General features: G+C 69.6%; 17 protein-coding genes and 1 tRNA gene. 5 read left to right on the forward strand and 13 right to left on the reverse strand.

The genetic code is table 11. The features are described from left to right. Nucleotides 1-18: 18 nt before the first annotated feature. From ACMV5O_RS10205 to ACMV5O_RS10220, 4 genes are all read right to left on the reverse strand, one after another. Complete coding sequence (locus ACMV5O_RS10205; RefSeq protein ID WP_416163357.1) at nt 19-2,019, reverse strand: sigma-54-dependent Fis family transcriptional regulator; 2,001 nt, start codon at nt 2,017-2,019, stop codon at nt 19-21. Nucleotides 2,020-2,193: 174 nt separating this feature from the next. Further along, on the reverse strand, nt 2,194-2,574 hold the full coding sequence (locus tag ACMV5O_RS10210) for a DUF779 domain-containing protein (protein ID WP_416163358.1): 381 nt from the start codon (nt 2,572-2,574) through the stop codon (nt 2,194-2,196). Nucleotides 2,575-2,665: 91 nt separating this feature from the next. Next, the gene (adh, locus tag ACMV5O_RS10215; protein WP_416163404.1) at nt 2,666-4,186 is read right to left on the reverse strand and encodes an aldehyde dehydrogenase; all 1,521 of its coding nucleotides are present in this window, start codon (nt 4,184-4,186) and stop codon (nt 2,666-2,668) included. 209 nt (nt 4,187-4,395) lie between these two features. Continuing rightward, a complete protein-coding gene (locus ACMV5O_RS10220; RefSeq protein WP_416163359.1) occupies nt 4,396-5,589 on the reverse strand; it encodes a porin in 1,194 nt (397 codons plus the stop codon). Nucleotides 5,590-5,891: 302 nt separating this feature from the next. Between ACMV5O_RS10220 and ACMV5O_RS10225 the strand changes: the two genes are divergently transcribed. Next, a complete protein-coding gene (locus tag ACMV5O_RS10225; RefSeq protein WP_416163360.1) occupies nt 5,892-6,779 on the forward strand; it encodes a ketopantoate reductase family protein in 888 nt (295 codons plus the stop codon). 12 nt (nt 6,780-6,791) lie between these two features. Here the strand turns inward: ACMV5O_RS10225 and ACMV5O_RS10230 are convergent, their stop codons facing one another. From ACMV5O_RS10230 to ACMV5O_RS10260, 7 genes are all read right to left on the reverse strand, one after another. Next, entirely contained in the window at nt 6,792-7,745 is a 954-nt protein-coding gene (locus tag ACMV5O_RS10230; protein ID WP_416163361.1) for a diguanylate cyclase, read from the reverse strand. After that, the gene (locus ACMV5O_RS10235; protein ID WP_416163362.1) at nt 7,742-10,801 is read right to left on the reverse strand and encodes a response regulator; all 3,060 of its coding nucleotides are present in this window, start codon (nt 10,799-10,801) and stop codon (nt 7,742-7,744) included. The genes ACMV5O_RS10230 and ACMV5O_RS10235 overlap by 4 nt, the downstream gene beginning before the upstream one ends. Then, nucleotides 10,794-11,333: a YfiR family protein gene (locus tag ACMV5O_RS10240; protein ID WP_416163363.1), complete on the reverse strand. Its 540-nt coding sequence runs from the start codon at nt 11,331-11,333 to the stop codon at nt 10,794-10,796. The genes ACMV5O_RS10235 and ACMV5O_RS10240 overlap by 8 nt, the downstream gene beginning before the upstream one ends. A 14-nt stretch (nt 11,334-11,347) precedes the next feature. Beyond that, on the reverse strand, nt 11,348-13,570 hold the full coding sequence (locus tag ACMV5O_RS10245; RefSeq protein WP_416163364.1) for a TonB-dependent receptor plug domain-containing protein: 2,223 nt from the start codon (nt 13,568-13,570) through the stop codon (nt 11,348-11,350). A 221-nt stretch (nt 13,571-13,791) separates the two neighbouring features. After that, a tRNA-Pro gene (locus ACMV5O_RS10250) sits at nt 13,792-13,868 on the reverse strand. A gap of 36 nt (nt 13,869-13,904) precedes the next feature. Then, on the reverse strand, nt 13,905-14,873 hold the full coding sequence (gene ispB / locus ACMV5O_RS10255) for an octaprenyl diphosphate synthase (protein ID WP_416163365.1): 969 nt from the start codon (nt 14,871-14,873) through the stop codon (nt 13,905-13,907). A 94-nt stretch (nt 14,874-14,967) separates the two neighbouring features. Next, complete coding sequence (locus ACMV5O_RS10260; RefSeq protein ID WP_416163366.1) at nt 14,968-16,236, reverse strand: extracellular solute-binding protein; 1,269 nt, start codon at nt 16,234-16,236, stop codon at nt 14,968-14,970. Nucleotides 16,237-16,455: 219 nt separating this feature from the next. Here ACMV5O_RS10260 and ACMV5O_RS10265 point away from each other — a divergent pair, with 219 nt between their 5' ends. After that, on the forward strand, nt 16,456-16,842 hold the full coding sequence (locus ACMV5O_RS10265; RefSeq protein ID WP_416163367.1) for a hypothetical protein: 387 nt from the start codon (nt 16,456-16,458) through the stop codon (nt 16,840-16,842). Here the strand turns inward: ACMV5O_RS10265 and ACMV5O_RS10270 are convergent. Further along, nucleotides 16,778-16,993 carry a hypothetical protein gene (locus tag ACMV5O_RS10270; protein WP_416163368.1) on the reverse strand — a complete coding sequence of 72 codons (216 nt, stop codon included), beginning with the start codon at nt 16,991-16,993 and terminating at the stop codon, nt 16,778-16,780. The two genes, ACMV5O_RS10265 and ACMV5O_RS10270, sit on opposite strands and share 65 nt — an antisense overlap. Before the next feature lie 162 nt (nt 16,994-17,155). On the opposite strand from ACMV5O_RS10270, the gene rlmM reads away from it, so the two are divergent. The 3 genes from rlmM to ACMV5O_RS10285 all read left to right on the forward strand — a co-directional run bounded on the left by rlmM (nt 17,156) and on the right by ACMV5O_RS10285 (nt 21,928). After that, nucleotides 17,156-18,250, forward strand: coding sequence for a 23S rRNA (cytidine(2498)-2'-O)-methyltransferase RlmM (gene rlmM, locus ACMV5O_RS10275; RefSeq protein ID WP_416163369.1), 1,095 nt, complete (start codon nt 17,156-17,158; stop codon nt 18,248-18,250). Nucleotides 18,251-18,388: 138 nt separating this feature from the next. Continuing rightward, nucleotides 18,389-19,894, forward strand: a complete 1,506-nt coding sequence (locus ACMV5O_RS10280; RefSeq protein WP_416163370.1) for a DEAD/DEAH box helicase — start codon at nt 18,389-18,391, stop codon at nt 19,892-19,894. A 138-nt stretch (nt 19,895-20,032) separates the two neighbouring features. Further along, nucleotides 20,033-21,928, forward strand: a complete 1,896-nt coding sequence (locus tag ACMV5O_RS10285) for a putative bifunctional diguanylate cyclase/phosphodiesterase (protein WP_416163371.1) — start codon at nt 20,033-20,035, stop codon at nt 21,926-21,928. Here the strand turns inward: ACMV5O_RS10285 and ACMV5O_RS10290 are convergent. Then, a complete protein-coding gene (locus ACMV5O_RS10290) occupies nt 21,922-22,290 on the reverse strand; it encodes a hypothetical protein (RefSeq protein ID WP_416163372.1) in 369 nt (122 codons plus the stop codon). The genes ACMV5O_RS10285 and ACMV5O_RS10290 overlap by 7 nt on opposite strands. Nucleotides 22,291-22,316 lie beyond the last annotated feature (26 nt).

Below are 22,316 nucleotides of genomic sequence, written 5' to 3' on the forward strand. Positions count from 1 at the left end.
CGCTCGATTCAGCTCCGTTCAGAAATCGCAGCCCATGCGCCGATACAGCGTGTTGCGCGCCACGCCCAGATGGCGCGCCGCGGCGGACAGATTGCCGTCGAAGCGCTCGAGCACCTCGCGGATGGTGGCGTCGTCGATGTCCTTGGGGCGGCGGCCGCGCAGCGGCGCGCGGGATGCGGCCGGCGGCGGCACCGCTGAAGCAGGAGCCGCCGCCGCGCGCGTGAGGGGCGACGCGCACTGGACCTCCTCGGGCAGGTGCTCGGGCAGGATGCGGTCTTCATGCGCATCGAGCAGCGCGAGCGCCACCTCGAGCACGTTCTGCAGCTGACGGATGTTGCCCGGCCAGGCATAGGATTCGAGCAGGCGCAGCGCCGCGGCATCGACGGCAATGTCGCGCGCGTCCGGACGGTTGCGGCTGTCGTCGATCAGGCGGCGCACGAGCTGGCGCAGGTCGGTGCGCTCGCGCAGCGGCGGCAGGGACGCCGTGAGGCCGTTGACCCGGTAGTAGAGATCCTCGCGGAACAGCCCAGCCTTGACCAGGTCGCCCAGGTTGCGATGGGTGGCGCACAGCAGCGCAATGTCGACCGCGACCGGCTCCCCCCCGCCCACCGGCTGCACGCAGCGCTCCTGCAGCACCCGCAGCAGCCGGGCCTGCATGGCCAGCGGCATGTCGCCGATCTCGTCGAGAAAGAGCGTGCCGCCGTCGGCCTGCTGGATGCGGCCGATGGCACCCTCCTTGCGCGCGCCGGTAAAGGCGCCACCGACGTAGCCGAAGAGCTCGGATTCGATCAGATGCTCGGGGATCGCCGCACAGTTCACCGCGACGAAGGGGCCCTCGGCGCGCGGCCCGCTGTTGTGGCAGGCGCGCGCGAGCAGCTCCTTGCCCGAGCCCGACTCGCCCTGGATCAGCACCGGGATCTTGCGCCCGATCACCTTGGCACAGCGGTCGAGGGTGAACTTCAGGGCGGGGTCGCCGGTGGCCAAGCTGTCGAGGGTGACGCGCTGGCACGCCGAGCGCGACGGGTCCTGCCCCTGCGCCAGCCGCACGCGGCCGCTCGGCCCGGCGTGGGCGTTCGCGTTCCAGGCCGGGCTGACACGGACCCGCGCGTACACGCGCGCGCCGTCGCGCAGCTCGAGCTCCATCAGCGCGGCCGGATCACGCGCCGCCCTGCTGATGACGGTGCCGAAACCGCTGCGGAACAGGTTGCCGAAGGCGCCCAGACGCCCGATGCGGCGACCCTCGATGCCGAGCAGCATGCAGGCCTGACAATCCGCCGCCACGATCTCGCCATCGGCATCCACCGCAAGCAACCCCTCCTGCAGGCCGCCGACACCCTCGGGGCGGTCATGAAAGGAAAACAGCGCGTGACGCGCATGCTCGCTCTCGAACATGCGGCGCTCGACCAGTCTCACCCCCATGCGGGCGAGACCCAGGGTGTGGGGCTGGGGCTTGCGGTGGTCGCTGGAGATGTCGAGCGCGCCCAGCAAGACGCCTTTCGTATCGAAGATGGGCGCCGCGCTGCAGGTGAGCACACCGTTGCATTCGAGGTAATGCTCGGCGCCGAAGATCTCGACCGGTGCGCGTTCGATCAGGGTGGCGCCGATGGCATTGGTGCCGCGCTGGCATTCGCTCCAGCTCGCCCCCGGCTGCAGGGCGACCCGGCTCGCACGGTCAACGAAGGACGGGTCGCCGACACCGTGCAGGATCAGTCCGCTCGCGTCGGCAAGCAGCACCATGCTGCCCGAGGCGCGGATCTGTTCGTACAGGTGCTCCATCACGCCGCCCGCGTGGTTGAGCAGGGCGGCGTTGCGCTCACGCGCGAGCATCAGGTCGGCACGCGTCGTGTTGGCGGGCCGGCCGCGTTCGCCAACCTCCAGGCCGAGGCGCTGGCAGCGCTCCCAGGAACGCAGCACCGGAGCCGAAAGCCCACCCTCGGGTACGTCGCCGCGCTCCAGGTATCGCCGCCGCAAGGACTCGAGCTCACCACCTTGCGTGGCACGCGCGTGAATCTGCCCCATCTTCCTGTCTCCCCATGCCGACGGGCACTGGCGGCGCGCGCATCACGCCCGCCGCCCGCCCCATCGATGATCCTCGGCGCCAAGTTGCGCCACCCTGGCGCATCCGGCTTCAGGAGACATTCAAAGCAAGAATGGTGCCCGCATCCACTACCTATCCTGTTCGCCAAGCTGGCGTCACCGCCCGAGCCTGCGATCCTCCGCTTCGATGTCGGCGAACTCGTCGTCGGTGAACAGCCGGGACCGGGTATGGAAGGCCTTGCCGGTGTTGCCCTCGAGCGAAAAGGTGCCGCCGTGGCCGTCGACCACGTCGATGATCAGCTGCGTGTGCTTCCAGTATTCGTACTGCGAGGCGCTGATGTAGAAGGGCACGCCGCCAATGTCGCCGAGGTGCACGTCGTGGGGGCCGATGGTCAGATCCGTGGGCAGGTAGCAGTTGGCGGCGCTGTTGTCGCAGCAGCCGCCGGACTGGTGGAACATCAGGTCCGGACCATACTCGGCCTTGAGTTGCGCGATCAGCGCGAGCGTCGCGGGGGTGGCGATGACGCGTTCGACCATGTCGCGTGCCTCCAGATCGAAAAAAACGGGGGCGGTCGCCCGCCCCCGGCAAGTTACCCGACTACGGGCAGAGGGAGAAACAGGGTGCCGATCAGAAGAAGCCGAGCTTGTTCTCGCTGTAGCTCACCAGCAGGTTCTTGGTCTGCTGGTAGTGGTCGAGCATGACCTTGTGCGTCTCGCGACCGATGCCCGACTCCTTGTAGCCGCCGAAGGCCGCGTGCGCCGGGTAGGCGTGGTAGCAGTTGGTCCACACGCGCCCTGCCTGGATGGCGCGACCCATGCGGTAGGCGACGTTGCCGTTGCGGCTCCACACGCCGGCGCCCAGGCCGTACAAGGTGTCGTTGGCGATCGACAAGGCCTCGGCCTCGTCCTTGAAGGTGGTCACCGCGAGCACCGGCCCGAAGATCTCCTCCTGGAAGATGCGCATCTTGTTGTGGCCCTTGAACAGCGTCGGCTGGATGTAGTAGCCGTCGGCCAGGTCGCCGTCGAGCTGGGCGCGCGCGCCGCCGATCAGCACCTGGGCGCCCTCGTCCTTGCCGAGCTGCAGATAGGACTGGATCTTGCTCATCTGTTCAGAAGAGGCCTGCGCACCCATCATGGTGTCGGTGTCGAGCGGGCTGCCCTGCTTGATGGCGGCAACGCGCTTGACCGCACGCTCGATGAAGCGGTCGTAGATGGACTCCTGGATCAGCGCGCGGCTCGGGCAGGTGCACACCTCGCCCTGGTTGAAGGCGAACAGCACCAGGCCCTCGATCGCCTTGTCGAGGAAGGCGTCGTCCTTGTCCATGACGTCGGCGAAGAAGATGTTGGGCGACTTGCCGCCCAGCTCGAGTGTGGCAGGGATCAGGTTGTTGGCGGCGGCCTGGGCGATGACGCGGCCGGTGGAGGTCGAGCCGGTGAAGGCGATCTTGGCGATACGCTTGCTGGTGGCGAGCGGCATGCCGGCCTCGCGGCCATAGCCATTGACGATGTTGAGCACGCCCGGCGGCAGCAGGTCGGCGATCAGCTCCATCAGCACCAGGATCGAGATCGGAGTGGACTCGGCGGGCTTGAGCACCACGCAGTTGCCCGCGCCCAGCGCCGGCGCCAGCTTCCACGCCGCCATCAGGATCGGGAAGTTCCACGGGATGATCTGGCCGACCACGCCCAGCGGCTCGTGGATGTGGTAGGCCATGGTGTTTTCGTCGATCTCCGAGATGCCGCCTTCCTGCGCGCGCAGGCAGCCGGCGAAGTAGCGGAAATGGTCGACGGCGAGCGGGATGTCGGCGTTGAGCGTCTCGCGGATCGGCTTGCCGTTATCGACGGTCTCGGCGTAGGCGAGCAGCTCGAGGTTGGCCTCCAGGCGGTCGGCGATCTTGAGCAGGACGTTCGAGCGGGTGGTGGCGTCGGCCTTGCCCCACTTCGGGAAGGCGGCGTGCGCGGCGTCCAGCGCGAGCTCGATGTCCTCGGCGGTGGAGCGTGCGGCCTGGGTGTACTTCTGGCCGGTGATCGGCGTGACCACGTCGAAATACTGGCCCTTGACCGGGGCCACCCACTGGCCGCCGATGAAGTTGTCGTAGCGGGTCTTGAACTGGACCTTGGCATCGGTCTGGCCGGGCAGTGCGTACAGCATGGTGTCGTCTCCTCGATCTTTACGGTGTGCGGGCAGGTTGCCACGCGATTCATTCAGCAGGGCCCGTGCCAGCAACTCGATCTCTTGCAGTTCAGTCACTTGCGTGGTCCCTTGAGCTCATGTTCGTTCAGAAAAGCGGCTGGAGCATTGCCCGGGTTGCTCCACCTGCTCCATTTATCCGGCATTTATGGAGCAACCCGGGCACGGCCTCAGAAGAACAGGATGCCGCCGACGGAAATCGTCCGCGTCTTCAGGTCGCCCGGGAACAGGTCGGCGCCCTCGCCCTTCTCCTGGTTGTATTCGCCGACCAGGGTGATGTACTTGTTCAGGCTGTGATAGACGCCGACGGTGGCCGAGCGGAAGGTGTTGGTATCGGTCAGCAGGCCGCCGCGGTCACGGTTCTCGCCGAAGTTGAGACCGAACTTGGTCTTGCCCACGGTATAGGTGCCCTGCAGGAAGTAACCCCTGCCATCGTTCTTGGCAAAGGGCGAGAAGAACAACGCGCCCACCGTGGACAGACCCAGCCCGCTGGCGTCGAAGCCGTAGGCCACCGCCTCGAAGGCGCCGATGCCGATCTTGGCGCCAAGCTCGAAACCACCGGCGTTGAAGCTGCCGGCGCCGCTGGTGCGCTGGTGGATCGCCCCCGCCCACAGCGAACCCTTGGCCGTGCCGGCCTCCCAGTCGTAGTTGGCCATGGCCTGGAAGCCGGGATCCTTGGTCTCGTCGCCGGCGAACTTGTTCGGGTCGAAGATCCCGAACGAGGCCGACAGGCCGCCCATCGTCGGCGTGGTGTAGGTGATCTGCGGCTGGAAGCCGGTGTACATGTAGCCGTGGCCGATCATGCCGAAGGTGGTGTTGAAGGGGGTGGAGGCGTAGCTGTTGCCGCCGAGGCCGAGCAGCGTCATGTCGGACAGGATGATCTTCTGCCCGAACAGGCCGATGTCACGGCCGAACTTGACCGTGCCCCAGTCGGTGTTGCCGAACTGGAAGTACAGGTTGCGGGTGTCGATCTGGGTGAAGGGGCTGTCACAGCCGGTGGCGCCCCCGCAGCCCGGATCGCTGGGCAGGCCGACGACGTCGGACTTGTCGTTGATGCCGGGGGCGAAGCCGACATGGGCCTTGATGTCGAGGCCGTCGACCTTGGTGGTGAACACGAAGTTGATCCAGCCCGGCAGTAGGCCGTTGGTGAGCGCCGAGTTGTTGGTCTTGACCCCGCCCGATTCCGCGCTGCGGTGGGAGTAGAAGCCGTTGATGGTGCCGTTGATGTCGAGCGTGGCATCCCCCTGCGTGAAGCTCACCGCATGGGCCGGCCCCATGCCGAGCGCCATCAGCGCCCCGGCCAGCAGGCCGAGCCGCCTGCCCTGCGCTGCCCGGGATCCCTTTCGCATCGTCGTGTTATCCATTGTTTCCTCCTCGTGGATGGTCGTCTTGTCGTTTGCACGTCAGAGCCGGGGCGAAGCGCCGGCCTGGGGCGGCCTTGTGCAATCGCTGTGCCATCGCGCTGCAGGGCGCGCCAGCCATGGGGATGCGGGTCGGTGGCGGGCTGTGGCCCTGCTCCAGATGTTCCACCGGGGCGTTGCCCGCCCCTGATCCGAAACGAAACTTCGGAACAGCGCGGCCGCCGCGCGGCTAGAATCGCGCACGCGCCGACGCCAGGCCGCCATCGCGCAGGCGCCGCGGCCACCCACCGCCCTTGGAGCCCTCGATGACCCCGACTCCGCCCGCCCCTGCCCGCTACCCCATTGCCCTCATCGGTGCCGGCGCGCTCGGCCTCAGCTTCGCTGCGCGGCTGGCGCGCACCACGCGTGTCGCCCTGGTCGCGCGTGACGCCGCCGCTGCGGCGCTGCGCGCCGGGGTACGCGTCGGCGACGCGCACTTCATGCCCGAGGCATGGGCGCCCGAAGCGGCGCCGCAGGCGCAGTGGGTGATCGTGCTGGTCAAGGCAGGCGACACGGCGGAGGCGGCGCGCACCGCGGCGCGCATGCAGCCGCAGGGCGTGTTATCGCTGCAGAACGGCCTGACCGAGCCGGTATTGCGGGCACACTGCGCGCTGCCGCTGACGGCGCAGGGCATCACCACCGCGGGGGCGTTTCGTGACGACAGCGGGGTGACACCGTCGGGCGACGGCGAGGTGCTGATGCCACCCGGCTTCGAAGGGCTGGCGGTGCTGCTGGCGCAGGCCGGCTTCGATGCCCGCGTGGTCGACGACATCGTGCCGGCGCGGCTGGCGAAGCTGCTGGTCAATGTCGCCATCAACCCACTCGCAGCGCTGTTCCGCGTGCGCAATGGCGAACTGCTGGCGCCGCCTTACCGCATCTGGCTCGATGCGCTGGTGGCCGAGGCCTGGCCGGTGCTGCACGCGCAGGGGCTGACGCTGGACGAAGCCGCCGCGCATGCGCGCGTGTGTGCGGTGGCCGAGGCCACCGGCGCCAACCGCGCGAGCATGCTGCAGGACGTGCTGGCGGGCCGGCGCACCGAGCTCGAGGCGATCACCGGCGTGCTGATCGCCTTTGCCCGGCGCGAGGGGATGGCGGTGCCGACCCACGAGGCCGTGCATCGGCTGCTCGGCCTGCTCGAGGCCCGCCCGCGCTGAAGGCGGCGGCGCTCAGTCGCGCCCGGCGGCCGCTGCGAAGGGCGCGGCGGCTTCGCCCGCGGCGGACGCCGGCGACCACACCACGCGATTGCGACCACCCCGCTTGGCCGCGTACAGCGCCGCGTCGGCGCGCGCGAAAAGCGCATGATCGGGTTCGGCGCGCTGCGGCAGGCAGGTCGCGCCCCCCATGCTGACGGTGACCGGCAGCTGCATGCCACCGGGCGCGGGCACGCGCTGGGCCTCGACGTCGCAGCGTGCCGACTCGGCCAGCGCGAGCGCGCCCTCCATCGGGATGCCGGGCAGCAGGATGACGAACTCCTCGCCGCCGTAGCGGCACACGAAGTCGGCCGGCCGCCGCAGCGCGCGCTGCAGCGTGCCGGCGATGCGGCGCAGCACCTCGTCGCCCTCGGTGTGGCCGAAGTCGTCGTTGAAGCGCTTGAAGTGGTCGATGTCGATGACGAGCAGCGACACCGCGTCGCGGTTGCGCAGGCAGCGCCGCCATTCGAGCTCGAACACCTCGTTGAAGCGGCGGCGGTTGGGGATGCCGGTGAGGCTGTCGAGCATCGCGAGCTGCTCGAGCAGGCGGCGCTGATGCACCGACTGCAGGTGGTTGCGCACCCGCACGCGCACGATCGGCGGATGAAAGGGCTTGGTGATGTAGTCCACCGCGCCGAGCTCGAGCCCCTTTTCCTCGTCGATGGTGGAGTCGAGCGCGGTGATGAAGATGACCGGGATGTCGCGCGTGGTGTCGTCGTGCTTGAGCTGGCGCAGCACGGCATGGCCGTCCATGCCCGGCATCAGCACGTCGAGCAGGATCAGGTCGGGGCGGTGCTCGCGCGCGCGCTCGAGGGCCTGCTCGCCGTTCTTGGCCAGAATCAGGCGGTAGTCCTCGCCCAGCAGTTCAGTGAGCAGGCTGCGGTTATGTTTCTCGTCGTCGACGATGAGGACAGTGAAGGCGGGATTCATCCGGTCATCCGTTGCAGATCCTGGCGCAGCGCATCGAGCTGCACCAGCGCACGTTCGTACTCGATATCCTCGATGAGTTCGCGCACCACATCAATCCGAGCGCGCTGGGCCTCGTCATGCAGGCATTCGAGCAGTTCGCCGACCACGCCCTCGGCGGCCGCGTCATGGCGCTCGAGCAGCTCGCCCAGACGCAGCAGCAGCCCCTGCGCGCGTGCGAGGTCGTCGGCCACGCCGGCGGGCCGCAGTGCGGCGGTGGACGCCAGCGGCGCCAGCGCGGCGAGGACGCGATCGAGCTCGGCGGCCAGCGCGGCGAGCACCGCAGGCTCGGGCGCCTGCCCGGCCTGCAGGGCCGACTCGGCGCGGCGGGCCAGCGCGGACAGCGCCGTCGCACCAATGGTGGCCGCGGCCGACTTGAGGGAGTGCGCGAGTCGCCGCGCGGCCACCACGTCGCCGCGCGCGAGCGCACGTTCAAGCGCCGCCGCGGCGTGCTCGAACTGCTTGCGAAAGTTGTTGAGGATGCGCCGGTACAGGCCGGGCCGCCCCATGTGGTTGGCCAGACCGCGCTCGCTGTCGATGCCCGCGAGCGGCGGCAGCAGCGCCGGCTGCGCCCTTCCGCCCGGCGCGTGCTCGGCGGCGGACGCGTAGTCGGCCGGGGGAATCCACTTCAGCAAGGCCGCGTACAGCAGCTGCGGGTCGATCGGCTTGGTCAGGTGATCGTTCATGCCGGCCGCCAGGCTTTGCTTGCGGCTGCCGCTCATCGCGTGGGCGGTCATGGCGAGGATGGGCAGGTCGCGGTGGCGGGCGTCGCCACGGATCAGCCGCGTTGCCGCCAGGCCGTCGAGCACCGGCATCTGCACGTCCATCAGCACGAGGGCGATGTCGCCCGCCGCCAGCCGGTCGATGGCCTCGCGCCCATTGGCCGCCTCCGCCACCGCCAGCCCGGCCAGGCTGACGAACTCGCGCACCACCTCGCGATTGAGCGGCAGGTCATCGACGATCAGCACGCGCGCGCCACGGATGCGCGCCAGGCGCGCCGGATCGGGAATGCCGCTTGCATCAGCCCCGTGCGCATCACGAGCGACGGCGGGATTCGCCGCCTCGGCAAGCGCCTCGAGCAAGGCCGATTCGGTCACCGGCTTGACCAGAACGGAATCGACGCCCGAGCTGATGAGGCGCTCGGCCACCGCTTCGTAGGCCCCCACGGTGATCGCCAGCACCACCGCCGGGCGTGCGCCCGGCAGGCCGAGGCCATCGATGCGGGCGGCGAACTGCAGCCCGTCCATCACCGGCATCTGCCAGTCAACGAGGACCAGATCGAAGGCCGCCCCGGCAGCGGCTGCCTGCTGCAGCGCATCCAGCCCCTCCTCGCCGCTTGCGCAGGCGCGCGCGGCAAGCCCCTGCTGCTCGAGCAGCTCGAGCAGCAGCGCCGCAGCGGTCGGATTGTCATCGACCACCAGTGCGCGCCGATAACGCGTCGGGGCCGGCATCGCCCGGGCCGGCTCGGCAGCCGGCACCCCCTCCGCGGCCACGGCCAGGGGCACGACGACGCGAAACACCGTTCCCACGTCCGGCGTGCTGTCGACCTCGATCGAGCCCGCCATCATGCGCACGAGCTGGGCACAGATCGACAAGCCCAGCCCGGTGCCACCGAAGCGCCGCGTGACAGAGTCGTCCAGCTGGCTGAAGGCCTCGAACAAGCGCTCACGGTAGGCCGGCTCGATGCCGATGCCGGTATCGCGCACGGCCAAGCGCAGCATGGCCTGGCCCGGCGCGCCGTCGCAGCGCTCGAGCGCGAGCATGACCTCGCCCTCGTGAGTGAACTTGATCGCGTTGCCGAGCAGATTGATCAGCACCTGGCCAAGCCGCAGTGGGTCACCGATCAGGCGGCGCGGCACATCGGGCGCGCAGCGGAACAGCAGCTCGACCCCCTTCTCCTCGGCGCGCAGCGCGACCACGCCCAGCGCACGCTGGCACACCTCGCCCACCTCGAAGGGAATCGACTCGAGCGACAGTTTGCCGGCCTCGATGCGCGAGTAATCGAGCACATCATCGATGATGCCGAGCAGGCTCTCCGAGGACGCCAGCATCTTGTCGACCTGGTCACGTTGCTGTCGCGACAGGCGGCTGCGCTGCAGCAGGCGGCCGAGCCCAACGATGGCATTCATCGGCGTGCGGATCTCATGGCTCATGCGCGCCAGAAAGCCCGACTTGGTGCGATTGGCTTCACGCGCATCCGCAATCGCGCGCTCCAGCGCGCGCGTGCGGGCCTCAACCAGACGCTCGAGGTTGCCGCGGTACTGCGCAAGCTCGGCATCGCGCGCCTGGATGGTGTCGATGAGCTGGTTGAAGCCACGGCCCAGCGCGGCGATCTCCTCACCGCCGCGCGGCCGGGCACGGTCGGGCAGGCCGGCATCGGCCGCCAGCCGGTGCATCAGCGCGCCCAGCTCGCCCACCGGTGCGAGCAGCCGGCGCAACAGCAGCCAGCCGAAGGCCAGCGAGACCAGCAGCACCCCCAGCAGGACCAGCAGCGAGTCGCGCAGCGCGCGATTCGACAGCGCCTGGATCTGCTCGAGCGAGGCGCGCAGCTCCACCCTCGCCACCGGCCGGCTGCCCTCGAACACCGGTGCCCACACCGTGATGCTGTGCTCATTGAAGACGTGGCCGGCCAACGTCGGCGGGATCACCGGGGTGAACTCGCCCCCGCGCGTCGGCCGCGCATCGTCGGCATGGCGCGCAAAGACGCTGCCGTCGGCCAGCACGATGCGCCCATCGAGGATGAATCGGCTGCTCGACAGGGCCGAGAGCAGGCGGCGCGCCTCGGCGGCGTCGCCAAAGGATACGGCCGCCATGCTGTTGGTGGCGATCAGTTCGGCCTGGGCCGACAGCGAGGCGGCCCATTCGCTGCGCAACAGGCGCTGCTGCTGCAGGCTCATCAGCGCAAAGACCAGGCTCGCTGCGGCCAGCAGCGACAGCGCGCCGAGCAGCAACAGTCGCCCGCCCAGGGTGGCCGGCAGGCGCAGCCACCCCGCCCGGCGCGGCGTCGCCCGCCTAGTCATCGGACACCTCGGCGAGCCGCAGCAACTGCGCCATGAACTCGACGCCCGCGCCGCGCGCGGCACGGCGGTTGATGACGATGGCCAGGCCGTCACGACGCCCCTTCACACCCAGTTCGACCATCCCGCCCGCGCGCGCGAAGCCGGGAATGTCGGACACCGTCACCAGGCCCGGCCGCGCCAGCTCGAGGAGCAGCCGCTCGAGCCGATCGGTCTCTGAGCGGCCGACGAAGATGAAGGCGCAGTCGCTGGCCTCGCCCGGGCTGCGCAGCGCCCGGAAGCGGCTGGGCAAGCCCTCTACCGGGGTGTCTACAAGGCTGCGCAGGGCCTCGTCGAGCTGCGTGCGACCCAGGGTGCACAGCACGGGGGCATCATCGCCGCTGCGTTCGCGGTAAGTGAAGAGCGCCAGCTTGTAGAACAGCACCGCCTTCAGCGCCTGCTCGGAGGCGGCCGGTGCCTGCGCGAACGCGGGCGGCGCCAGTGGCCCGCAGGCCATCAGCGTCGCCAGCACGGTGAGGCGGAGACCTTGCAGCATCGACGCGCGCGCCCCTAGAACCGGTACTCGAGCGTAGCCATCCACGTCCTCGGTTGCTGCGGCATGTCGACGAAGGTGGTGCTGGCCGAACCGTGCGCGGCGTCGTAGCGGCGGTCGAAAAGGTTGTCGATGTCCAGCCACAGGCTGGCCTTGCCGTCGAGCAGACGATGCCAGCCGATGTGCAGGCTGGCGACCACATGAGCGTCCGTGTGGAGGCGCTTGCCGTCCAGCACCCGGCTGTCGCGCCCGGTGGCGGTGTCGTCGATCCAGCGCAGGCGCGGCGTGATCGTCAGCCGGTCGAGGTAGCGGAAGGTGGCACCGAGCTTGAGCTTGCGCCGGGCGACGTAGCTGAGCTCGGTGCGCGGCCCCTCGTCGAGCTCACGGGTATCGCCATCGACCCAGCTGAAGCTGCCCCACACATCGCCGTCCCAGCGCGCGCCCAGGCCAAAGCGCCACTGTGCGATCCAGTCGAGACCGCGATGCACCTCCTCGCCGGCGTTGCCCTTGACCGTGGTGTCACTCAGCACCGCGCCGTCGATGAACTGGGTCGGGACGTGCTGGGTCTGGGTCACGACGAGGTTGCGGATGCGGCTGTGGTAGACGTTGGTGATGAAGTTCAGGTCCGGCCGCGGACGCCAGTCCCAGGTCAGGCTGTAGGTGCGCGCGACTTCGGGCTCGAGACGGTCGTTGGGCACCCGGAAGCCCCGGCCGATGTAGCGCCCCTGCGCATCGCGGTCGCCGGCGAACGAGCCGAAGCTGCCGAGCGACTCCTCCGGCGACGGCGCACGGAAGGCCTTGCCCGCGAGCGCCTTGAACACATGCTGCTCGCTCGCTCGCCACACGGCACCGAGACGCGGATTGAGGCTGCTGCCATAGGCGGAGTGGTCGTCGTAGCGCACGCCCAGCATCGTCGACCAGGCCTCGCCCCAGTCAGACTGGAGCTGGGCGTAGCCATGCACGTTGTGATAGTGGGCCTCGCCGATCTGGATCGGCAGCGTGGTGTTGGGATAGCTGAGCCCCTGGTCCGCCGGAGCGCGAGCACGGTCGTAAGGCTGCGGCAGATCGGGCGTCAGCAAGGCGACGTAGTCGTTGTAGCCGAGGCCGGCCTGCACGCTATGCCGGTCGGAAGCACGCCAGTCGAGCGACTGCTCGATGCCCGTGCGGCGCGAGCGGGCGTACAGATAGCCCTTGTCCTCGAAGCCGGTGAAGACGTTGAGGTACTTGGAGCGCGGATCGACCTCGAGCTCGGAGTGATCGACCCGCAGTTCGCCCCTGAGGTCGGGCGCAAGCTCGAAACGCAGCCGCGCATAGGTCGTCTCGGTCAGCGTTTCCCAACGCGCATCGCGCAGGTAGAGCACGGTGTCCGGCCGGTCTCCCGTGCTGGTGAGCTGGCGGAAGAAGTTGCGGTAGTGGCCAAGGGAGAGCGCATCGCCCACATCCAGGCGCGCAAAGACGCTGTGGCTGGCGATGTCGCCCGCATAGGCCTCGCGCGCCGCTGCCGGCACGACCACATTGCCGCCAAAGGTCTTCGCATCCACGCGCGGGAAGTCGGCCGGGTAGTACCTGTCGAGCGGCGCGCGGTCGCTCGCCTGGCGATGACCGCCCACGGTCAAGGCAAGCTGCTCGCCCGCGCGGGCAGAGGCAAGAAAGCGGGCCTCGCGGCTGTCGAAGCGTCCTGCCCCCACCGACACCCAGCTCTCGTTCGCCGCGGCCGGGCGGTCGGTGATGATGTTGATCACCCCGGCCACCGCGTCGGCCCCATACAGCGCCGCCGCCGGGCCGTACAAGACCTCGACCTGGCGCGCCTGGAACAGCGCGAAGTTCTCCGCCACCGGAATCTTGCCGCCGGCCGGATGGTCGATGCGCACACCATCGAGCATGATCAGCAGCTTGTTGTTGCTGTTGTAGCCCTGCACGCTGAAGTTGTTGAAGGTCGAGGACTTGGTCCCGCGCATGAAGTCCACACCCGGCAGATCCTCGAGCAGATCGGCGAGGTTGCGGTAGCGGCGCTCGCGGATCTGCTCGCGCGTGATCACCATGATGTGCGCCGGCGTGTGGTCGCGCGCCTCGGATCGGCGCGAGGCCGTCACCACCGGCGTGTTGATGAGGTCTTCCAGCGACAGGGGCAGCAGGCGCACCAGATCGCCGGGCGCAGCCGCGAGGGAGGCACCGGTGCAGAGGCAGGCGGCGAGCGCCGGCACGACGCGCAGCGGCGCGAAGAGGCGAGGTAACGACATGGTCTGAGCCGTCGATGATGGCGACCCAGGCCGAGGCCCTTGCCGCGTCGGAGGAATGATGCGCGATGATACGGCGCTCGCCACAGGGTCAGACGAGCAATAGCTCACGCGTAACGCCAGTCGCGGGGTACAGACGGAAAAATGGCGCAGGACTCTTGAGAATCTGCGCCATCTTCTTGCGGAATCGTTCAGCACTGAACTGCCGACTCCAGCCGAATTGTTGGTCGGGGAAAGAGGATTCGAACCTCCGGCCCCTGCGTCCCGAACGCAGTGCTCTACCAGGCTGAGCTATTCCCCGACACTTTCTTGCCTTGCTGCGAAGCCAGCTACTATATCAGTAAGTTCGCCTAACTGCAAAGTCCGATAATTGTAGCAGCGCGTCCTTGAAAATGGAAGGGGGAAGCGCGGAAAGTGCATCGATGGCGCGCTCGGCCTCGGCCTGCGCATGGCGTCGCGTCACCTCTAGCGCGCCGGTGGCCTGGATCGCGGCGAGCACTGCGGCGAAGTCATCGCGACCGCCGTTCTCGATGGCGTTGCGCACCGTTGCCGCCTGCTCGGGCGTGCCGTGCTGCATGACGTGGATGAGCGGCAGCGTGGGCTTGCCCTCGGCAAGGTCGTCGCCCAGGTGCTTGCCGGTGTCGGCCTCGTCGGCCGAGTAGTCGAGCACGTCGTCGATGAGCTGGAACGCGGTGCCCAGGTGCATGCCGAACTCGGCCAGCCGCAGCTCGAGCACCTCGTCCGCACCACCCAGGATGCCGCCCAGCCGCGCGGCCGCTTCGAACAGCTTGGCCGTCTTGTAGCGGATCACGCGCAGGTAATCGTCGATGACGACGTCCGCGTTGTGGCAGTTGAGCAACTGCAGCACCTCGCCCTCGGCGATGATGTTGGTGGCATCGGCGAGGACGCGCATCACGCGCATGTTCTCGACCCCCACCATCATCTGGAAGGCGCGCGAGTAGAGGAAGTCGCCCACCAGCACCGAGGCCGCATTGCCGAACAAGGCGTTGGCGGTCTTGTTGCCGCGACGCAGGTCGGACTCATCGACCACGTCGTCGTGCAGCAAGGTGGCGGTGTGGATGAACTCGACCACGGCGGCGAGCTCGTGGTGCTCGGTGCCCTTGTAGCCCATCGCACCGGCGGTGAAGAGCACCAGCGCCGGGCGCAGGCGCTTGCCGCCGCTGTGGATGATGTATTCGGCCACCTGGCGGATGAGTACGACATCCGAATGGAGGCGGTCGCGGATGACGGCATCCACCGCCTGCATGTCGGCGGCGATCGGCGCGAAAAGCTGCTTGACGGACAAGGCGGACACGCTCGCGGAAAAAGGCGGATGGTAGGCGCCGCGCGCGCGCGCCGTCAAGCCGCGCCCTGCGCTGCGCCCGCGTCTCGGGCCGCGCTCAGTTGCCGCCCTGGGCGCGCGTCACGGCGTTGTCGAGCGCCTCCTTGGCGGCCTTCTCGTCCGCCCACACGCCGGCGAGCTCCTCGTCGAGGATGCGGCGCACCTTCTGCCGCTCGACCGCAGGCTGGGCGGAAGACTGCGGCGTCGCCGGCTTGTGGGTCAGTTGCTCGACCGCCACCCGCACGTTCTCGAGATCATCGCCGAGCAATTCACTACGCGACGCCAGCAGGCCGGCCCGGTTCAGTGGCAGATAGCCGGTCTCGCGCTGCCAGGCGACCTGGTTCTCGGGTTGCAGCCAGAAGCTGATGAAGCGCGCAATGGCCTTGTACTCGGCAGGCTTCTTGCCCGCCGCTGCCCACAGCGCCGGGCCGTCGGCCACGGTGTTCTGCGGCGCGCCGGGGAAGTCCTCGTAATACGGCAGGCGCGACACGCCGATGTCCAGCGTGCCGCTGCGGCGGAAATCGACCCAGCTCGCCGACGGCGCGGCGATCACCGCGCAGTCGCCACGGGCGAAGCGCTGCTCGGACTCGGCCTGCTCGTTGAACACATGCAGGTAGCGCGCGCGCGTCCAGCTCGCCATCATCGCCACGTGCTTGACCTGGAACATGCCGTTGAAGCTGGGCACGGTGCGCTTGTCGCGCACCGCCGCCACCGGCTCGTTGTGCCAGGCGCTGAGGTTCTCGACCATCACGCGCCCGGGCTCGGACACCGTGTAGGGGCAGGTGTGTCCGGCGTCGGCGAGGCGCCCCAGGGTTTCCTGCAGCTCGAACCAGGTGTTGACCTGGGTCGTGTCCGGGTTCATGCCGGCACGGCGCAGGGCGTCGCGGTTCACGAACAGCACCGGCGTCGACAGGCCGATCGGCAGCGCCAGCAGGCGACCCTTGGCGTCCACCGGGGTGCGCGTCATCATCGCCGGCGGACGCACGGTCTGCAGCGGCACCCCGCTCTCGCGCATCAACGCATGCAGCGGCTTGAAGCGCGGCTTGCCAGCGACGAACTCGTCCTCGTCGTCGCCCTCGAGGATGAGCAGATGGGGCGCCGCCGTGCGCGTGCGCCAGTCGGCATCGTTCAGCACGACGCGGACGTCCTTCGACTGCGCATTGAAGCGCTCGACAAGCTCATTGAGCGCGGCCGCCCGGCTCTCGGGCAGGCGATGGAAGAGCTCGACCTGCTGGGATGCTGCAGCCGGCGTCGACGACACCGGCAGCCCGACCGCTGCGCACGCCACGACCACCCCGACGAAACCCTTGAAACGCTTTCTATTCATTGACTTGACACACATGACGAGAAGCCCGGACCGACGGCCCGGAGGCAACGGAATTATAGTGTCGCCGCCTCACGAAACGAACGCCCCGGATGTAACATGCGGCCCCTTCTTCAAGAATCCGTCACGCCGGCCGTTAATGGGATCAGAGCGCTTCAACGCCGTTGCCGACCGGCGCCGCCGCGCACCATCTTCACCAACGACCCAGCGCCCCATTCCGCCATGCGCCGTATCGCCTCGCGTCCTTCGCTGCCCGCCCTCGTCCTGATCGCACTGCTGCCGCTGGTGGCCGGCTGCGAACAGATCGCAGAGCTGCTCGAGCTGCCCAACCCGGCGCGCGACGCCGCACGCATGGAGGCCGAAGGCCGCGCCATCGGCAGCGCCTGCCGTCACGCCGGGCGCTCGCTGGAAGACTGCTACACGCTCAACGCCTCAGCGGACAAGGCCTCTGTCTTCGCGGGCTGGCGTGACATGAACGACTACATGATGGACCGCAAACTCGAGGTCGTGCCGTCGCGCTTCACCCAGCTGCCGACCGCCGCGGTCACGCCGCTGCCGGCCGAGGCATCGACGGCAGGCGACGCCCCCTCGCCCGGCACCGTCCGATGAAGTTGACACCGCGCTCGAGGGCGAGATCGAGCTGGCTGTGCGCCCCGGCCTCGCTGTTCTGCTGACCGAAGGTCATCGTACCGAGGCGGATCGCCGACACCTGCGGCCCGTTCTCGCCCAGCGGGCGATAGCTCATTTCACGCTTGCTCATCCACGCTCCTGTCGCATCCATGCGCCCAGCCCCCGCACGCTCCGCGGGCGCCAGGCTCGCCAGTGAGGCCGCGGCGGCTTATCATCGGGGGCCTCGGCCCCGCCCTGCACGTCCTGCAGATCCGGGCCCAATCATACTTCCGCGCCTGCGCGCCCTCGCCCAATGAATCAGCACACCCCCGCCGCCGGCCTGAACTGCGCTGGCCTGCTCGGCTATTGCCGCGCCGGTTTCGAGAAGGAACTCGCCGCCGAAGTCGACGACCTCGCTGCCGAGGCCGGCCTGATCGGCTTTGTGCGTGCCGAGCCCGACACCGGCTACGTCGTGTACGAGACCTTCGAGCCGACGCCACTGGGCGCTTTCGGCAATGCCACCGACTGGCAGCGCGCCACCTTCGCCCGCCAGCTGCTGCCTTGGTTCGCCCGCGTCGAAGGGCTGCCCGAACGCGACCGCGCCACCCCCATCGTCGACGCGGTCAAGGCCAGCGGTCAGCGCTTCTCCGGCGTGCTGCTGGAGACGCCCGACACCGACGAGGCCAAGCAGCGCTCGGGCTTCTGCAAGCGCTTCACCGAGCCGCTGACCAAGGCCCTGGAAAAGGCCGGCTGCCTGCGCACCAGCCGGACCGGCCTGCCGGTGCTGCACGTGCTGTTTACCGATGCCACCACCGCCTGGCTCGCCGCCGGCCAGCCCGGCCAGTGCTCGAGCTGGCCAATGGGCATCCCGCGCCTGCGCATGCCCTCGAGCGCGCCCAGCCGCTCGACCATGAAGCTCGCCGAAGCCTTCATGGTGCTGCTCGACGAGCACGAACGCGAAACCATGCTGCGCGCCGGCCAGCGCGCGGTGGACCTGGGCGCCGCCCCGGGAGGCTGGACCTGGCAGCTCGTGCAGCGCGGCCTGCGCGTCACCGCCATCGACAACGGTCCGCTGCGCGACGCGGTGATGGCCACCGAGATGGTCGAGCACCTGCGCGCCGACGGCTTCACCTGGCGCCCGCATCGCCCGGTGGACTGGCTGGTGTGCGACATGGTCGAGCAACCGAGCCGCATCGCCTCGCTGATGGCCGAGTGGGTCGCCACCGGGCGCTGCCGCTACGCCATCTTCAACCTCAAACTGCCGATGAAGCGCCGCGTCGAGGCGGTCGAGCAATGCCGCGAGCTGATCCGCAAGCGGCTCAACAGCGTCGGCCCCTTCGATCTGCGCATCAAGCACCTCTACCACGACCGCGAGGAAGTGACCGCCTTCCTGATGCTCAAGAAGTAGGCTGCGCCCACCGCGCGCGCGGGGATGGGAAGCCCCTGTGCGGTAAACGATTTTTCGTGCCGTGTATAATCCGGGTTTTCCCAATCCGGCAGTCGCGCGCACCTTTGCAGCGGGGCTGCACTCAATGCAAAGGCGCCCATGAGTTTCGCCGACCTCGGCCTCATTCCCGAACTGCTGCAAGCCGTCGCCGACGCCGGCTACACCGAGCCGACGCCGATCCAGCGCCAGGCCATCCCCATCGTCATCGCCGGCAATGACGTCATGGGCGGCGCCCAGACCGGCACCGGCAAGACCGCCGGCTTCACGCTGCCGCTGCTGCACCGCATCGCCCGCCACGCCAACACCAGCACCTCGCCGGCCCGCCACCAGACGCGGGCGCTGATCCTCGCCCCCACCCGCGAGCTGGCGATGCAGGTGTTCGAGTCGGTCAAGACCTACAGCAAACACCTGCCGCTGCGCTCGATCTGCGTCTATGGCGGGGTGGACATCAAGCCGCAGCAGATGGAACTGCGCCGCGGCATCGAGGTCGTCATCGCCACCCCGGGGCGGCTGCTCGACCATGTCGAGCAGAAGTCGATCAACCTGTCCCAGGTCGAAGTGCTCGTGCTCGACGAAGCCGACCGCATGCTCGACATGGGCTTCATCCCCGACATCAAGCGCATCCTCGCCCTGCTGCCCAAGCAGCGCCAGAGCCTGCTGTTCTCGGCCACCTTCTCGGACGAGATCAAGAAGCTCGCCGACCAGATGCTGAAGAACCCGCAGCTGATCGAGGTGGCGCGCCGCAACATGGTGTCGGAGACCATCACCCACGTCGTGCACCCGGTGTCCTCGGGCATGAAGCGCAACCTGCTCGCCCACCTGCTGCGCCACAAGCCCGACACCCAGGCGCTGGTCTTCGTCGACACCAAGCTGATGTGCGGTCGCCTGGCCCACTACCTCGAGCGCGCCGGCGTCTCGGCCGACGCCATCCACGGCGACAAGAGCCAGCAGCAGCGCACCGAGACACTTGAGGCCTTCAAGTCCGGCAAGCTGCGCGTGCTGGTCGCCACCGACGTCGCCGCGCGCGGTCTCGACATCGACGAGCTGCCCTTCGTCATCAACTTCGAGCTGCCGCACACCGCCGAGGACTACGTGCACCGCATCGGCCGCACCGGCCGCGCCGGCCACCACGGCAACGCCATCTCGCTCGTCAGCGCCGAGGAGAAGCACTGGCTGAGCGAGATCGAGAAGCTGATCAAGTTCCAGATCCCGCAGGAGATCGTGCCCGGCTTCGACCCCGACCCGGACTTCCACGAGGCCGGCTCGCGCGCCCACCGCGGCCGCCGTTCCGCCCCCGCCGAGCAGGCCGAGCGCGCCACGCGCGAGCGCGCGCCCGACAGCCGGCGCCCCGCCGCACGCGAGGGCGGGCGCGACAGCAGCCGTGAAGGCGGTCGCGATGGCGCGCGCGGCGGCAATCGGCGCGGGCGTTCGACGATCGCGGCCGACGGCTTCGACTTCAGCAAGCCCTACGAGCCGGTCAGCCCCGTCGCGCCGCTGCTTGGCCCCGACACCGCGGCGACCGGCGCGACTGCTTCCAAGCCCGACCCCCTGCGCCGCGGCCAGCGTCCGATCGCGGTGCTGCTCGGCGGCCTGGGCCGCAAGTAAGCCCACCCATCCGGGACGGAAATAGGCCCACCCGCCCCGTCTATTCCGTCCTCGGCGGCGGTCGCGCATCAAGTATTCTGGGTTGCATGCCGTAAAGGCCTGATCCCACCACCTGATGCCCCCTCGACGCTGCCGCCAGTGAACCCCTCAGGACGCCCTCCGGGCCCGCTCCCCACCCCGGGCCTGCCCCCCTCTTCGTCGACCTCGCCCGAGCCCTTCGTGCCCGATCTCTCCGAGGGCGCGGAGACCGGTGTCTATCTGGCGCTGCTCGAACTCCTCGACGAAGGCCTGATCATCACCGGCGACGAGGTCATCCTCGACGCCAACAGCGCCGCCTGCCAGCTGCTGCAGCGGGACTACCGCCAGGTGGCCGGCCGGCCACTGGCCGAGCTGTTTCCGAGCGAGGAGGCCTTCCTCGCCGCGCGCGCGCGCGTCCTCATCCAGGGCGAGAAGCGCGGCGCGCTGAGCTTCGCGCTGCCCGACGGTGAGCTGCGCACGCTCGACTTCATCGCCGCGCCCCGCCTGCGCCCGGGCATCCACGCCATCATCCTCAGCGCCCCCGGCGCGCGCCCGGCCGCACTGGCGGGCACCGCCCCTGCCGCGACCCGCCCGGCCACCTCTGCCGCGCCGGCGCGCACCGCCCCCGCCACGCCCTCCCGCGCCGCCGGCCGCGCGCGCCACCTGCCCCGCCCCGAGGCCGAACCGGCGCCGGACGGCAAGGCCGACATGCGGGCGATGTACCTGGCCTGTCACGATCTGCTCACCGGCCTGCCCAACCGCCGCCTGCTCGAGGCGCGCTTCGATGACAGCGTCGCCCGTGCCCTTGCGCAGCGCACCAGCATGGGCGTGCTGCGCATCGACATCGACGGCTTCAAGGCCGTCAATCGCGCCCACGGCGACGCCGTGGGCGACGCGGCGCTGCAGCACCTCGCCCACCGTCTGAACCAGGCAGGCGGCGCCCGCGCGCTGGTGGCACGCGAGCGCAGCGACAGCTTCCTGGTCCTGCTGCCCGAGCTCGACCTGCCGAGCGACGCGGGCCGCGCCGCCGGCGCGTTGCTGGCCGCCGTGGCGCAGCCGCTCGCGCTCGGTGCGCACAGCCTGCAGCTCACCGCCAGCGCCGGCATCGCCCTGTTCCCGCAGGACGGTCGCGACCTCGACACCCTGCTGCGCCACGCGCGCACCGCGCTTGGCCACGCGCAGCGCCTGGGCGGCAACAATCACCAGCCTTTCAACGGCCTCGCCGACAGCCTCGGCTTCGACCTGGCCTACCTCGAGAACGGCCTGCGCCAGGCCCTCGAGGCGGACGAACTGCTGCTGCATTTCCAGCCCCTGATCGACGCCCGCAGCGGCCAGGTGTGCGCCGGCGAAGCCCTGCTGCGCTGGCAACACCCCGAACTCGGCCTGCTGCCCTTTCGCCGCTTCATCGGCGCGGTGAGCGACCCCACGCTGCTCGCCCGCGTGGGCGACTGGGTGCTGGGCGCGGCCTGCCGCCTCGCCCGTCAATGGCCGGCCACGGCCAGCGGCAGCACGCCGCGACTGACGGTCAATATCGGCATCGAGCAGCTGATCCATGGCGACTTCGGCGAGCGCGTCGCCGCCACCTTGCGCAGCAGCGGCCTGTCGCCGCAGCGGCTCGAGCTCGATCTGGACGAGAAGGTGGTGGCGGAGGACGGCAGCAACCTGGCCGAGACCCTGCGCAGGCTGGCCGAGATCGGCGTGCGCCTGGCGGTTGACGATTTCGGCCGCGGCCTGTCCTCGATCCCGCGCCTGCGGCGCTATCCGCTCAGGGCGATCAAGCTCGACCCGGCGCTGGTGCGTGGCGTGGGCAAGAGCGAAGACAGCGAGGCGGTGGTCGAGGCGATCAGCGGCCTCGCCGCGACGCTGGGGCTGGAGGTGTATGCGCGCGGTGTCGAGGAGCCCGGGCAGCAGGCCTTCCTGTGCGCGCTCGACTGCCACTTGCAGCAGGGCCCGCTGTTCGGTCGGCCGATGCCGGCGCCCGAGTTCGAGGCCTTCCTCGCCGACAGCACTCAGTAGTCGAGCAGCGTCTGGCAGTCTTCCTCGCGCCCGGTGAGGCGGCTGAAACGCTGCAGGCGCTCGCGCACGAACGCATCCGGCAGGCGCCGATTCGCACAGTAGTCGCGCAACTGCATGGCGTGGGCGACATGCTGCATGCGCGCAACCGTGTCGGCCAGGGCCGGCAACGGGTAGCCCGCGGTGCTGCGCCAGGCCGGCGTCTCGCGCGCGGCGGGGCCATTGGCCGCCTCATCCTGAGCAGGTTGCAGCGACGGCGGGGTCTGGCCCGGCGCGGGCGTGTCGACCGGCGCCGGCGCCTGGCCAGCGGCAAGCCCGGCCCAGGCGGCGAGGCAGACCAACAACGAGGCAGACTTGAAACGCAACGGGCCGCTCCCGGAAACACGACATC

Origin of the sequence: Thauera sp. WH-1, from assembly GCF_047806685.1 — a bacterium.
In the GTDB taxonomy this organism is placed as follows: Bacteria; Pseudomonadota; Gammaproteobacteria; order Burkholderiales; family Rhodocyclaceae; genus Thauera.

Bases quoted from the DNA above. Each gene is read 5' to 3' on its own strand.
- ACMV5O_RS10205 (WP_416163357.1), bottom strand. From the start codon at position 2,019: ATGGGGCAGATTCACGCGCGTGCCACGCAAGGTGGTGAGCTCGAGTCC.
- ACMV5O_RS10210 (WP_416163358.1), bottom strand. From the start codon at position 2,574: ATGGTCGAACGCGTCATCGCCACCCCCGCGACGCTCGCGCTGATCGCG.
- adh (WP_416163404.1), bottom strand. From the start codon at position 4,186: ATGCTGTACGCACTGCCCGGCCAGACCGATGCCAAGGTCCAGTTCAAG.
- ACMV5O_RS10220 (WP_416163359.1), bottom strand. From the start codon at position 5,589: ATGGATAACACGACGATGCGAAAGGGATCCCGGGCAGCGCAGGGCAGG.
- ACMV5O_RS10225 (WP_416163360.1), top strand. From the start codon at position 5,892: ATGACCCCGACTCCGCCCGCCCCTGCCCGCTACCCCATTGCCCTCATC.
- ACMV5O_RS10230 (WP_416163361.1), bottom strand. From the start codon at position 7,745: ATGAATCCCGCCTTCACTGTCCTCATCGTCGACGACGAGAAACATAAC.
- ACMV5O_RS10235 (WP_416163362.1), bottom strand. From the start codon at position 10,801: ATGACTAGGCGGGCGACGCCGCGCCGGGCGGGGTGGCTGCGCCTGCCG.
- ACMV5O_RS10240 (WP_416163363.1), bottom strand. From the start codon at position 11,333: ATGCTGCAAGGTCTCCGCCTCACCGTGCTGGCGACGCTGATGGCCTGC.
- ACMV5O_RS10245 (WP_416163364.1), bottom strand. From the start codon at position 13,570: ATGTCGTTACCTCGCCTCTTCGCGCCGCTGCGCGTCGTGCCGGCGCTC.
- ACMV5O_RS10260 (WP_416163366.1), bottom strand. From the start codon at position 16,236: ATGAATAGAAAGCGTTTCAAGGGTTTCGTCGGGGTGGTCGTGGCGTGC.
- ACMV5O_RS10265 (WP_416163367.1), top strand. From the start codon at position 16,456: ATGCGCCGTATCGCCTCGCGTCCTTCGCTGCCCGCCCTCGTCCTGATC.
- ACMV5O_RS10270 (WP_416163368.1), bottom strand. From the start codon at position 16,993: ATGAGCAAGCGTGAAATGAGCTATCGCCCGCTGGGCGAGAACGGGCCG.
- rlmM (WP_416163369.1), top strand. From the start codon at position 17,156: ATGAATCAGCACACCCCCGCCGCCGGCCTGAACTGCGCTGGCCTGCTC.
- ACMV5O_RS10280 (WP_416163370.1), top strand. From the start codon at position 18,389: ATGAGTTTCGCCGACCTCGGCCTCATTCCCGAACTGCTGCAAGCCGTC.